Source organism: Paramixta manurensis (assembly GCF_013285385.1).
Taxonomy (GTDB): domain Bacteria; phylum Pseudomonadota; class Gammaproteobacteria; order Enterobacterales; family Enterobacteriaceae; genus Paramixta; species Paramixta manurensis.
Window position 1 is genome coordinate 3,679,700 of the sequence record NZ_CP054212.1, and the last position, 13,226, is coordinate 3,692,925.

Below are 13,226 nucleotides of genomic sequence, written 5' to 3' on the forward strand. Positions count from 1 at the left end.
ACGGCCCCGCGTCTTCGGCGGTTTGCCGCTGCTATCTCAGCAGTTGATAATATCGCGCCCACGCAGCAGGTCTAACAATTGCACCGTCAATTTTGTTACGAATTGTTCGCCATCAAGATGAATTTCAGGCCGGGTCGGCGCCTCATAAACCGCATCAATACCGGTAAAGTTCGCCAGCTCGCCAGCACGCGCTTTCTTATACAATCCTTTCGGATCGCGCGCCTCGCAGATGTCGAGCGGCGTGTCGACAAAGACCTCAATAAAACGCCCTTCCCCCAACATCTCGCGCACCATTTGCCGCTCCGCGCGATGCGGTGAAATGAAGGCGGTTAACACCACTAAACCGGCATCCACCATCAGCTTCGCCACTTCTCCCACGCGGCGAATATTCTCTTTACGATCGGCATCGCTAAAACCCAGATCGCGGCACAAACCGTGGCGAACATTGTCACCATCCAGCAAATAGGTGTTCACCCCTTGCTGGTGTAACGCCTGCTCTAATGCCCCCGCGACGGTAGACTTCCCGGAGCCCGAAAGCCCGGTAAACCACAGTACGACTCCGCGATGACCGTGTTGGCGCTCACGGTCATCACGATTTATCGCATGCGGATGCCAGATGACGTTTTCATCATGTTCCGCCGCCATCTCACTGCCCGCCTAATAGATCGCGAAGGTCACGCGCGCCCCAGTGCGGGAAGTGACGACGCACCAAGGCATTAAGTTCCAGTTCAAAGGCGCTGAAATCCCCTTGCGGCAACGGCTGGGTATCGCTCAGCGGCTGCGCGATCATGCCCGCGCCAACCGTCACATTGCTTAGTCTGTCGATAAAAATCATCCCGCCGGTGACCGGGTTTTGCTGATAGGCATCCAGCACCATCGGCTCGTCAAAAGTCACTTCAACCAGCCCGATGCCATTTAACGGCAGGCTTTCCGCCGCACGCTGCTGCAGGCTGTTAATTTCGACCTGGTACGCAACTTTTTCGACGCGCGCGCGGCTCTTCTTACCGGCGATTTTTACGTCGAAGCTCTGACCAGCCAGCAAAGGCTGTTCCGCCATCCACACCACATTCACCGTCGCGCTCTGCACCGGCTTCAGCGTCTCTTCCGCCGCCACCAGCAGATCGCCACGGCTAATATCAATTTCATCTTTCAGCACCAGCGTCAGTGCTTCTCCCGCGCCCGCTTCATCCAGGTCGCCGTCAAACGTCACAATACGCGCGATGCTGGACTCGACGCCGGAGGGCAGTACTTTAACCCGTTGCCCGACGCGCACCACACCGGAAGCCAGCGTACCGGCATACCCACGGAAATCCAGATTCGGGCGGTTAACGTACTGCACCGGGAAACGCATCGGCTGCTGTTCCACCACGCGCTTTACTTCCACGGTTTCCAGCACATCCAGCAGCGTCGGGCCGCTATACCAGTTCATCTGCTGGCTTGGCGAAGCAACATTTTCCCCTTCCAGCGCCGATAACGGCACGAAACGAATATCCAGATCGCTCGGCAGTTGTTCGGCAAAATCCAGGTAATCTTGTTTGATCTGCTCAAATATCTCTTGCCGGTATTCCACCAGATCCATTTTATTGATCGCTACCACCAGATGCTTGATCCCCAACAGCGTGGAAATAAAGCTGTGGCGGCGGGTTTGATCAAGCACGCCTTTACGCGCATCAATCAGCAAAATCGCCAAATCACAGGTCGAGGCGCCGGTTGCCATATTACGGGTATACTGCTCGTGGCCCGGGGTATCGGCGATGATGAATTTCCGCTTCTCGGTAGAAAAATAGCGATAAGCCACATCAATGGTGATGCCCTGCTCACGTTCGGCCTGCAAGCCATCGACTAACAGCGCCAAATCGAGTTTCTCACCCTGCGTACCGTGACGTTTGCTGTCATTGTGCAGCGAAGAGAGCTGATCTTCGTATATTTGGCGGGTGTCATGCAGCAAACGGCCAATTAAGGTACTTTTGCCATCATCGACGCTGCCGCAGGTTAAGAAACGTAGCAGGCTCTTATGTTGCTGCGCGTGCAACCAGGCTTCAACGCCGCCCTGATCGGCAATTTGTTGTGCAATAACGGTATTCATCGTGGCGGCTCCTTAGAAATAACCCTGACGTTTCTTCAGCTCCATCGAGCCGGCCTGATCGCGGTCTATCACCCGCCCCTGACGTTCACTGGTGGTCGACACCAACATCTCTTCAATAATCGCCGGTAAGGTGCTGGCTTGTGACTCTACCGCACCAGTCAACGGCCAACAGCCCAAGGTACGGAAACGCACCATGCGCGGCTTAATCACTTCACCCGGCTGTAGATCAATACGGTCGTCATCGACCATCATTAGCATCCCGTCGCGCTCCAATACCGGGCGCTCTGCGGCGAGATACAACGGCACAATCTCAATATTTTCCAAAAAGATGTATTGCCAAATATCCAGTTCAGTCCAGTTTGATAGCGGGAATACGCGGATACTTTCGCCTTTATTAATTTGGCCGTTATAGTTGTGCCACAGTTCCGGGCGCTGGTTTTTCGGATCCCAGCGATGGAAACGGTCACGGAACGAGTAAATACGCTCTTTGGCGCGGGATTTCTCCTCATCGCGCCGCGCGCCGCCGAAGGCGGCATCAAAGCCGTACTTATTCAGCGCCTGTTTTAACCCTTCGGTTTTCATAATGTCGGTATGCTTCGCGCTACCGTGCACAAAGGGGTTAATCCCCATCGCCACCCCTTCCGGGTTACGGTGCACCAGTAATTCGGCGCCAATCTCTTTTACCGTCCGGTCGCGAAACTGATACATTTCACGAAATTTCCAGCCAGTATCAACATGCAGCAACGGAAACGGGAGCGTCCCCGGATAGAAGGCTTTACGCGCCAGGTGCAGCATCACGGAAGAGTCTTTCCCGATCGAGTACATCATCACCGGGTTGCCAAATTCCGCTGCCACCTCACGGATGATATGAATACTCTCCGCTTCCAGTTGGCGCAGATGAGTGAGTCGATTTTGATCCATTACCTTTCCTCAAGCCAAATTCACAACGGCAGACTCGCGAGTCGCCGACTGTGCTGAATGTTGAAACCAGGCCAGTTGCGCATGCAGATTGACCACTTCGCCAATCACCAGCAATGCTGGCGTCGGGGCGCTGAGCGCCAGTTGTTCGAGATTCGCCAGCGAGCCGGTCAGTACCTGCTGATCCTGTCGCGTACCACGCCCAATCACCGCGACCGGTGTATCGGCGCCACGACCATGGGCGATCAATTCCCGGCTAATTTCCGCCGCTTTTACCGTGCCCATATAGATAGCCAGCGTCTGCCGCGCACGCGCCAGCGAAGGCCAGTCAATCCCCGCGCCGTCCGTTCGGCAGTGGCCGGTGATAAACAGAACGCTTTGCGCATAATCACGGTGGGTGAGTGGAATTCCGGCATAGGCGGTGGCACCTGCCGCCGCAGTTACGCCCGGCACCACCTGAAAGGGAATACCGGCGGCAGCGGCGGCCTGTAGCTCCTCGCCGCCGCGTCCAAAAATAAACGGATCGCCCCCTTTCAGGCGCACAACCCGCTTGCCTTTTGCGGCGAGGGAAACCAGTAGTTGATTAGTCTCTTCTTGTGCGACGGAATGCGCGCCAGCGCGTTTGCCGACGCAAATTTTGTCGGCGTCGCGACGGGCCAATTCCAGTATCTCCTCGCTCACCAAATGGTCGTACAGCACCACATCGGCCTGTTGCATGACCTGTAATCCACGCAGCGTTAACAAGCCGCTATCGCCCGGCCCGGCACCGACTAAAATAATTTCGCCTTGCCCGCGCTGCGGGTGATCAAGACTGGCATCCAGAGTGCGTTTCGCCCCGTACTCATCGCCGGCTGCGACCTGGCTGGCAAACTGACCATTAAACGCCGTTTCCCAGAAGCGGCGGCGCTCTGACATTTTGCCGAAACGCTGTTTAACTTTATCGCGCCACTGTCCGGCGATCTCCGCCATCTGCCCAAGCCTGGCAGGCAGTAACGCTTCCAGTTTTTCACGCAGTAAACGCGCCAGTACCGGGGCGGTGCCGCCGGAAGAGATCGCCACTACCAGCGGAGAGCGATCAACAATAGAGGGGAAGATAAATGAACATTTCGGCTGGTCATCCACCACATTTACCAACAAGTAGCGCTGGGTGGCGGCATCAAACACACGTGCATTCAGCGCGGCATCGTCGGTAGCGGCGATCACCAGAAAAACCCTCTCAAGCTGCGTTTCGGTAAAGGCCTCCGCCAGCCATGTCACCTCATCACTTTCGACCAGGCGCGCAAGCTCATCGCACAACTCACGAGCGGCAATACGCACGCGGGCGCCCGCGCGACGCAGTAATTCAATTTTACGCGCTGCCACATCGCCGCCGCCGACCACCAGCACCGGTTTCTGTTTCAGATCGGCAAAAAGAGGGAGATAGTTCACATCGACCCTATATAAATAACAAAAAGTTAACGCGACTATACGACCCCGCGCTGAGCGAGATGAAATTACGAATTGGAATGAGTAGTTACCGAATGGAATAACGCTCCAGCTAAGCTGAGAACATTTTGTGCTTAGCGAATGATATTTCGGCAGTTTAGGAACAAATAAAATTGTGTAACCGCCATCACAATTTCATACTATCCGCGCAATTTTTTTCGTGCACGCGTCAGAGGATGACGCATAAGGACATGGGTATGCTTTCCACATTGCGCGCGGCCGCGTGGGTTATATTAGCCGCACTGCCTGCCGAGGTTATCGCTTCATCGGCGCTTCCCGCCGCTCACCCCTACGGCCAGATGGCCGAAGAACAGATTCGCCATATCGCCACTTGGTTTCCGGGGCGCATGGCCGGTAGCCCCGCCGAAATGCTCACAGCTGATTACTTGCGGCAGCAGTTTGAACAAATGGGGTACCACAGCGATACGCGGGATTTCAAAACCCGTTATGCCTGGCATGAGAGTAACGGGCAAACGGTTTGGCATCATGTCACCGCACGTTCCACAATTGCGGCGCGAACCGGCGAAGCGCCTCAAGAGATTGTGATCGTCGCGCATCTGGATACCTGGACACCGCAAAGCGATGCTGATAATCAGAAAAACCTCGGCGGGCTGCGGCTGCAGGGCGTGGATGATAACGCGTCCGGGTTAGGCGTCATGTTAGAGTTGGCCCAACGGCTTCAACCACTTTCGCTCCATTATAGCCTGCGCTTTGTGGCGATTAGCGGCGAGGAGATTGGGCAGCGCGGCACTAGCGACTATATTGCGCGTATGACGGCGCAGGAAAAGAAAAATGTGTTATTGGTGATCGATCTGGATAGCCTGATTGTCGGTGACCGTCTCTATTTTGATAGCGGGCGCACCACACCGGCACCGGTCGTGAAACAGACCCGTGACCGGGCGTTGGCTATCGCGCATCGTTATGGTATCAAAGCCACCCGCCGTCCGGATAATGCGCGCGATGGCTTTCCCGCTAATCCGTTTGAACAAGCAGGTTTTCCACTGCTGTTGGTGCGCGCCACCAACTGGGCGTTAGGCAATCAAGACGGTTTACAGCAACGCGCCGTGTCGCCGCATTTTCCCCACGGCACCACCCGCTATCAAACTGAGTATGATAATCTGCTGTGGATCGATCACTGGCTGCCGGGACGCATTACTGCGCGTGCCCGTAATAGTGTGCGTATTCTGCTGCCGTTAATTATCGAACTCGCTAATCCGGGTAAGAAGGAGGTGAAATAATGTATATCGTTAGCCTGAGTTATCACCGACCCACAGAAGAAGTCGACGCGTTGTTAGCGCCGCATATCGAATGGTTGGATCGTTATTTCGCCGCCGGGGTGTTTATTGCTGCCGGTCGAAAAGATCCGCGTACCGGCGGGATTGTGTTGGTCGATGATATTGGAAGCGATCGGTTGAATACGATTTTGGCGGAAGATCCGTTTGTCGCTGTGGCCGATTATGAGGTGACTAAGGTGAATATTACCCGCGCCAGCGAGGCGTTTAGCCAGTTGGTTAAGGGGTAGGGTTGCCTCTGCCGGGGCTGTCTCTGTGATGTCTCACTGATCTAGCTTTGCTAAAAGCAGCAAAATCAACGGCGTTTCTCTCGCCTGAAGGGCGAGCGAGTTAAGGGCCATAAGCGTGGCCCTTAACAATCCGCGCTTACGGCAGGCGCACCGCCCGCTGCGCGGGTGCCTTCGCCATCGCCGTTTTCCAACGGACCGGTTCAGTCTCAGCGGCGCTAATGCCTCTGGAAGGTCAACACCCACGCTTTAGCACCAGAGTTAAGGTGAGCACCCTGTGTCCGCCATCCGCAGCGCCGAAGGTTGAGTGAAGGCCAGGATGGGGCGGCAGGGAAGCCGCCACAAGGCCGGGCGGGACAGGACGTCACGTCCCGGGCGGTCCGGCAGGCCGGAGTGAAACCTGAGGGGACCGCGCAACGCGCGGCGTGAGGACCAGCGGCACGCGGGATTGTTAAGGGGAAAGGTGCGTTTCCCCTTAACCCGTCCGACGCGGAGCGGTGGCCGGAACGCCGTTGACCTTAATGGAAATTGACGTTCCCTTGCTTATTGAAGCCGGAAAATCAACGGTGTTTCTCTCACCTAAATGGCGAACGAATTAGAGCGTTTCCCCTACTCATGCAACCCACACTCACGCTTCAGCCCGAAGAAACGCGTCTCCTCTTCCGCCATTCCCGGCTCCCACTTCCGGGTAGTATGCGTATCCCCGACCGAAAGATACCCCTCATCCCACAACGGATGGTAGCTGAGACCATTTTGCTGCAAATATTGGTAAACCTGACGGTTATCCCAATCAATAATCGGCAGAATTTTAAAAACGCCACGCTGTACCGCCAGCACCGGCAAGTTAGCGCGGCTACCGGATTGATCGCGCCGCAGTCCGGCGAACCAACTCTGCGCGCCCAGCGTTTCCAGCGCCCGGTTCATCGGTTCAACCTTATTGAGCTGATTATAACGTTCAATGCCTTCTACGCCCTGCTCCCACAGTTTGCCATAGCGTGCCTCTTGCCAGGCGGGAGAGTGCTCGGCGCGAAATACCTTCAGGTTCAGGTTCAACTGTTCGGTCAACGCATCAATAAACTGATAGGTTTCGGGAAACAAATAACCGGTATCAGTCAAAATAACCGGAATATCTGGCCGCTGGCGTGTCACCAAATGCAATGACACCGCCGCCTGAATCCCGAAACTGGAAGAGAGGACAAACTCACCCGGCAGATGTTCCAGCGCCCACGCCACCCTCTGCTGGGCGGAGAGTTTTTCCAGTTGCGTATTAATTTCCGCCAGCGCCATGACACGCTCGACTTTAGGTAACGCATTCAGTTCAGCGAGATTGAGTACAGACATCATCCCCTCCGTTATTGCCAAAAATCACGCGCCGGATCGAGAACCGGGTTAACAATTTGCGCCCGGATAGTGAAATCGCCAAACCCTTCATCAGCTTCGCGCTCTTTCGCCCAGCGACCAATGAGTTCATCAAGATTGGTGAGGATTTCATCTTCAGTGATATTTTCGCGATACATACGCGGAATCCGGGTACCAATTCGGTTACCGCCAATATGCAGGTTATAGCGTCCCGGCGCTTTCCCCACTAAACCTATCTCCGCCAGCATGGCACGCCCGCATCCGTTCGGACAACCGGTAACGCGTAACACTATGTGCTCTTCTCCCACACCGTGCCGCGACATCACTTCCTCCACCCGTGTGACAAACGCTGGTAAGAAGCGTTCAGCTTCCGCCATTGCCAACGGGCAGGTTGGAAACGAGACGCACGCCATCGAGTTTTCGCGCTGCATGGTGACATTTTCCATCAGGCCATGTTGGCGTGCGAGTTGCTCAATTTTTTCCTTTTGGCTTTCCGGCACGCCCGCCACGATCAAGTTCTGGTTCGCGGTCAGCCGGAAATCCCCTTGATGGATCTTCGCGATCGCCGCAACACCGCTTTTTAATGCGCGATCCGGGTAATCCAACAGACGCCCATTTTCGATAAACAGGGTTAAATGCCACTGTTTATCAATCCCTTTCACCCAGCCGAAACGATCGCCACGGGTGGTAAACTCATAGGGACGGATCGGCTCAAATTTAATACCGGCACGTTTTTCCACCTCGGCTTTAAAGGTTTCTACGCCGACGCGCTCAAGGGTATATTTGGTTTTGGCGTTTTTACGATCGGTACGGTTACCCCAATCGCGCTGCGTGGTCACCACCGCTTCGGCGACCGCTAAGGTTTTATCCAGCGGTAAATAACCAAACTCGCTGGCCGTACGCGCATAGGTCGCTTTATTACCGTGCTCAATAGATAACCCGCCGCCAACCAATAGGTTAAAACCGACTAATTTGCCCTTTTCGGCAATCGCCACGAAATTTAAGTCATTCGCATGCAGATCCACATCATTATGCGGCGGCACCACTACCGTGGTTTTAAACTTACGCGGCAGATAGGTTTCACCCAGAATTGGCTCTTTATCGGTGGTGGCAACCTTTTCCTGATCCAGCCAAATCTCAGCATAGGCGCGCGTCTGCGGCAGCAAATGCTCGGAGATTTTCTTCGCCCATTGGTACGCTTCCTGATGCAGTTCCGATTCCACCGGGTTAGAGCTACAGAGCACGTTACGGTTAACGTCATTGGCGGTGGCTAACGCGTCCAGCCCCACTTCGTGCAACATCTGATGCGCCGGTTTGACATTTTTCTTTAAAATGCCGTGAAACTGGAATGTTTGACGGTTAGTCAAACGAATGCTGCCATATAGCGTGTTATCTGCGGCGAATTTATCAATCGCCAGCCACTGCTTCGGAGTAATAATCCCGCCCGGCAGACGGCAACGCAACATCATGGCATGGCGCGGCTCCAACTTCTGCTCGGCGCGCTCGGCGCGAATATCGCGGTCATCTTGTTGGTACATGCCATGAAAGCGGATCAACAGGAAATTGTCGCCATTGAAGCCGCCGGTTAGGCCTTCATTCAAATCTTCGGCGATGGTGCCGCGCAGATAGTTACTCTCTTTTTTCAGGCGTTCCGCATCGGCTAATTTCCCTTCAACCACCAGCGGTCCCGGATGTTTATCGCTCATTAATATACGTCTCGCTGATAACGGCGCTCAATGCGCAGCTCACTTAAAAATTCGTCCGCCGTTTCGGAGTCCATACCCCCGTATTCGGCCACCACGTCCAGTAATGCCTGCTCAACATCTTTCGCCATTCGATTGGCGTCGCCGCAGACATAGATGTGCGCGCCCTGCTCAATCCAGCGCCACACTTCCGCCCCTTTCTCGCGGATTCGATCTTGTACGTATATTTTATGCTGCTGGTCACGGGACCAGGCTAAATCAATATGGGTCAACAACCCCTGTTTAACATATTTCTGCCATTCGACCTGATACAGAAAATCTTCCGTAAAGTGTGGGTTGCCGAAAAATAACCAGTTTTGCCCCTCGGCACCGTCATTCTCACGCTGCTGCATAAAGGCGCGGAAAGGCGCAATACCGGTACCCGGCCCGATCATGATCACCGGCGTGGCCGGATTAGCAGGCAGACGGAAATTATCGTTATGTTCGATAAAGATCCGCACTTCGCCATCTTCTTCCAACCGGTCGGCGAGGAAGCTTGATGCGCCGCCCGCACGTGGTCGGCCATCAATTTCATACCGTACCGCGCTGACGGTGATATGTACTTCGTTTTCGGTTTCCGCCTGCGAAGAGGCAATCGAGTAGAGGCGCGGCGTTAACGGGCGTAACAAGGCCACCAACTGGTCCGCATGCAGTTCAGTCGGGGCCTGACGCGCCATATCGACAATCGGCGTGCTCTGCGCATACTGCTGCAGTTTCGCCTTATCAGCCACCAGCGCTAGCAGGGCTTCATTGCGCGACAAGTGAGCAAACTTTTCGACAATCTGCGGCGTATTCACCGTCAGTTCAAAGTGCTGTTGTAGCGCCTCGGTCAATGACAGCGTTACGCCGTTAACCTCAACCTGTTCATCGCCTTTCAGCCACACTAATTCAACCAATTCCTGAACCAGCGCCGGATCGTTCTCGAACCATACACCTAATGCGTCGCCCGGTTGATAGCGTAGACCGGAGTCGCCAAGATCGATCTCAATATGGCGCACATCTTTATCAGAGTTGCGACCGGTAATTTTCTGGTTAACTGCCAGGCTGGCGGTGAGCGGCTGCTCTTTGGTCCAGGGGCTGCTAAACACTTCATCGACGCTGCCTGCAGCGGTCACCGCCGCCACCGCCGGCGTTTCCGCTGGCAGACGTTTTTTCAGTAACTCGACTACCTGCTTACGCCACTGCGCCGCCACTTCAGCGTATTCCACATCGGCATCAACGCGATCCAGTAAACGCTCGCCGCCGAGTTCCGCCAATTTGGTGTCGAAATCCTTCCCGGCCTGACTAAAGAATTCGTATGAAGTATCACCCAAACCAAATACCGCGAAGGCGGTGTCATTCAGCTTCGGCGCTTTTTTCGACAGTAAAAATTTATGCAGCGCCACGGCTTCTTCCGGCGGCTCGCCTTCGCCCTGGGTCGACGTCACCACCAGTAACAGCTTTTCTTGGGCGATTTGCTTAAATTTATAGTCACCTGCATTCACCAGGTTCACATTCAGCTTTGCCGCCAACAGGTCATCACGCAACTGTTCCGCCAGGCGACGCGCATTACCGGTTTGGGAAGCCGAAAGGATAGTTACGCTGGCGACCGATGCCGGGGCTGGCGCGCTAACGGTGGCGCTGCCCGGCGTTTGATTGAGCATCCCCCAAAAGTAGCCTGAAAGCCAGGCCAACTGCGTTGTGGAGAAATCCTGAGTCGCCGCCTGTAAGCGCGCGAGTTGTTCCGGATTAAGCGGAAGCAGAGAACTTGGGGGAGCCTGAGTCGTCATTGCGTTGAAAATTCCAGTATCAGTAGTCCGGGCCGTTAAACAGACGGAAGAAAGGGTAGGTTACCGAGTCGCATAATAACGACTAAATAAAGGTTAGAAATAATAAATAACCAAAATGCCTAAGCGTTTTTAGGGGTAAGGGATAGCGGTTTAACTGGTTAGTGATTGGGTTTTTAATCAATGAGTTATCTATTGAAACCATCCTCACCGCTTCTTTGACGGCGGTTTTTATGAGAAACGGGTGCGAAAAAAGGGCTTTTCCGGTAGACTTCGCCGGTTTTTTGCAAGATTGAGACCGCAATTATGGCTACCACGCTTTTTAAAGATTTCCAGTTCGAAGCCGCACACTACCTGCCACACGTACCCGCAGGGCATAAGTGCGGGCGCCTGCACGGGCACTCCTTTATGGTTCGGCTGGAAATTACCGGCGAAGTGGATGCACACACCGGCTGGGTGATGGATTTCGCTGAACTGAAAGCGGCCTTCCAGCCGCTGTATGATCAGCTTGACCACCATTATCTCAATGAGATCCCCGGGCTGGAAAACCCAACCAGCGAAGTGCTGGCGCAGTGGATTTGGCAACGCATGAAACCACTGCTGCCTGAACTCAGCGCCGTGCTGGTTAAAGAGACCTGTACCGCAGGCTGCGTGTACAAAGGCTGATGCTTCCGCGGCGCTCTGCCGCGGTGAGACGATTAACGGGCGAAGTGCCCCACTTCATCAGTCATAATCCCTTTTAATAGCTCCACCAGTTCCTCGCGGTTCTCCACTGCTCGGGCGCGCTCCGGCCCGGTGCAGTGTTCAGCCCAAAATGCCGCGCTTTCCACACCATAGTAATCGTAGTAACTTCGGTAGGCGATGTAATAAAACGCCACTTCTTCCGCTTTCGTCTGCGGGCGGGCAAGTACCCCTTGCTCGATTTTCTGACAGAGCTGGTGCCGCCGTAACAAATTATCCGTTACCTGGTTACCACCGTAATCAGTGCCATCCGATATAATAATAAAAACCTTACGTCGGTTGACGCCTTTCATCATCTCCGGCACCGCCCGCACCAGACCCATAGCGATAAACGCCCCTCCTCCTACTCCTGTCATCTGCTGAAGTTGATTCACGCTATCCGGTTGGTTCGTCAACCCGATCAGCCAGGCACGTAGTATCGGAGCCTCAATAGGATTACGACTCGGCGGTCGGTCATAATTCCAGCCAGCTTGACGACACATGTTGTCAAAAAGACGGTGGCCGAGGTCATGTCCGGGTGGCAGATCAATAAAGGTCCACGGTAAGGGAAAGCTGATAAGCGCTTCATCAGTAAACATTTTTTCTAGCGTGGCTTCATAATCTATCGCCTCATCATGTAACAGGGAGTGATAACGCTCATGCTGCGCATGAACCCGCAGCGCGCGGTCATACTCACCGCGAATAATCGCTTGAGAATCGGCGGAAAAAATATCTGACCAGGGTTTATCTTCGGTTTTACAGGTATATTTCCAGCGCCCGTGCGATTCATTAAACGTAATGTCTCCGTTATTAATACACCACCTGTTTACCATCGTGAAATAGTCCATGCCCGGAAAACCGTTTCTAACGAAACTGTTGTAGTACGAGAAACGTCCACGATCCATATAAAACATCCTGGCATTATGCCGGCTTGCCTCATCAAGGCCATTGTATTGATCGGTAATCTGCTTATCGGCCCAGAATCCATAATTAATCGCGTACTCTTTTTTCGGTACTACCAGCATTGAACAATCAAACTCCTGGCCGCCAGCCTCATTACGCCGGTCAGTCCGCAGCGGCACCCCATTGGCGTAGGGTACAATAGCGATTTTATTTTGGTCATTATTAATTAGCACCGACTCACTAATTTCTTTGACTATTGGTCGCACCTCCCGCAGGTCTTCTGAGAAGTTAATCACAAACACATAATCGGCAGGTTTCATACTGTATTTTCTGGCATGAGACGGGCCGGTACTAATATCCAGTTCCCGGCTTAGCCCGGCAATAACGCCAACATCAAACAATAGCGGCACCTTAACCGTCGCGGCTAACTGGTAGTCAATATATTCCAAACCGTTAGTCAGTTCCTTTATTTCTTCAGTATGAATATCTAGTTGCGGCCGCGACAGAATGGAGGGCAGATAGTAGCGAATATAGGCCTCGGTCAGCGCCTGCGCCTCTTCCCGTTCGTTTTCCGTCATGACCTTTTTTCCGTTGGCAGAAATCGCCAACGACGCTTCGCCCACCGCATTGATTAAGCGCGCTTTCTGCGCCAGCGCATTCGCGCTATCGATACCCAGCATCATCATGGCTAAAATAGCCGGGATAATAATCGCGAAAGCAGGCATTAT

Annotated in this window: 11 protein-coding genes; 3 read left to right on the forward strand and 8 right to left on the reverse strand. The window is 54.1% G+C overall.

Annotation, left to right across the window (positions count from 1 at the left end; genetic code table 11):
• Window positions 1-36: 36 nt before the first annotated feature.
• The 4 genes from cysC to cysG are packed head-to-tail and all read right to left on the reverse strand — an operon-like array spanning window position 37 to window position 4,432.
• Window positions 37-645, reverse strand: coding sequence for an adenylyl-sulfate kinase (cysC, locus tag PMPD1_RS17785; RefSeq protein WP_173635288.1), 609 nt, complete (start codon window positions 643-645; stop codon window positions 37-39).
• Between the two features lies 1 nt (window position 646).
• On the reverse strand, window positions 647-2,086 hold the full coding sequence (gene cysN, locus PMPD1_RS17790) for a sulfate adenylyltransferase subunit CysN (RefSeq protein ID WP_173635289.1): 1,440 nt from the start codon (window positions 2,084-2,086) through the stop codon (window positions 647-649).
• A gap of 12 nt (window positions 2,087-2,098) precedes the next feature.
• A complete protein-coding gene (cysD, locus tag PMPD1_RS17795; RefSeq protein WP_173635290.1) occupies window positions 2,099-3,007 on the reverse strand; it encodes a sulfate adenylyltransferase subunit CysD in 909 nt (302 codons plus the stop codon).
• A 9-nt stretch (window positions 3,008-3,016) separates the two neighbouring features.
• Window positions 3,017-4,432, reverse strand: a complete 1,416-nt coding sequence (gene cysG / locus PMPD1_RS17800) for a siroheme synthase CysG (RefSeq protein WP_173635291.1) — start codon at window positions 4,430-4,432, stop codon at window positions 3,017-3,019.
• 254 nt (window positions 4,433-4,686) lie between these two features.
• Between cysG and PMPD1_RS17805 the strand changes: the two genes are divergently transcribed.
• Both PMPD1_RS17805 and PMPD1_RS17810 read left to right on the forward strand, forming a co-directional pair.
• Window positions 4,687-5,727 carry an aminopeptidase gene (locus PMPD1_RS17805; protein WP_173635292.1) on the forward strand — a complete coding sequence of 347 codons (1,041 nt, stop codon included), beginning with the start codon at window positions 4,687-4,689 and terminating at the stop codon, window positions 5,725-5,727.
• Window positions 5,727-6,011 carry a YciI family protein gene (locus PMPD1_RS17810; protein WP_173635293.1) on the forward strand — a complete coding sequence of 95 codons (285 nt, stop codon included), beginning with the start codon at window positions 5,727-5,729 and terminating at the stop codon, window positions 6,009-6,011. The genes PMPD1_RS17805 and PMPD1_RS17810 overlap by 1 nt, the downstream gene beginning before the upstream one ends.
• 606 nt (window positions 6,012-6,617) lie before the next feature.
• On the opposite strand, the gene cysH is transcribed toward PMPD1_RS17810, so the two are convergent.
• Genes cysH through cysJ form a run of 3 tightly spaced genes read right to left on the reverse strand, consistent with a single transcriptional unit; the run spans window position 6,618 to window position 10,878 of the window.
• Window positions 6,618-7,349 (reverse strand): phosphoadenosine phosphosulfate reductase, encoded by a 732-nt coding sequence (gene cysH / locus PMPD1_RS17815; protein ID WP_173636278.1) that lies wholly within the window; start codon window positions 7,347-7,349, stop codon window positions 6,618-6,620.
• Between the two features lie 11 nt (window positions 7,350-7,360).
• Window positions 7,361-9,073 (reverse strand): assimilatory sulfite reductase (NADPH) hemoprotein subunit, encoded by a 1,713-nt coding sequence (gene cysI / locus PMPD1_RS17820; RefSeq protein WP_173635294.1) that lies wholly within the window; start codon window positions 9,071-9,073, stop codon window positions 7,361-7,363.
• On the reverse strand, window positions 9,073-10,878 hold the full coding sequence (gene cysJ / locus PMPD1_RS17825; RefSeq protein ID WP_173635295.1) for an NADPH-dependent assimilatory sulfite reductase flavoprotein subunit: 1,806 nt from the start codon (window positions 10,876-10,878) through the stop codon (window positions 9,073-9,075). The genes cysI and cysJ overlap by 1 nt, the downstream gene beginning before the upstream one ends.
• A gap of 303 nt (window positions 10,879-11,181) precedes the next feature.
• Here cysJ and queD point away from each other — a divergent pair, with 303 nt between their 5' ends.
• Window positions 11,182-11,541, forward strand: a complete 360-nt coding sequence (gene queD / locus PMPD1_RS17830) for a 6-carboxytetrahydropterin synthase QueD (RefSeq protein WP_173635296.1) — start codon at window positions 11,182-11,184, stop codon at window positions 11,539-11,541.
• A 32-nt stretch (window positions 11,542-11,573) separates the two neighbouring features.
• Here the strand turns inward: queD and PMPD1_RS17835 are convergent, their stop codons facing one another.
• Window positions 11,574-13,223: a TadE/TadG family type IV pilus assembly protein gene (locus PMPD1_RS17835; protein ID WP_173635297.1), complete on the reverse strand. Its 1,650-nt coding sequence runs from the start codon at window positions 13,221-13,223 to the stop codon at window positions 11,574-11,576.
• Between the last annotated feature and the right edge of the window lie 3 nt (window positions 13,224-13,226).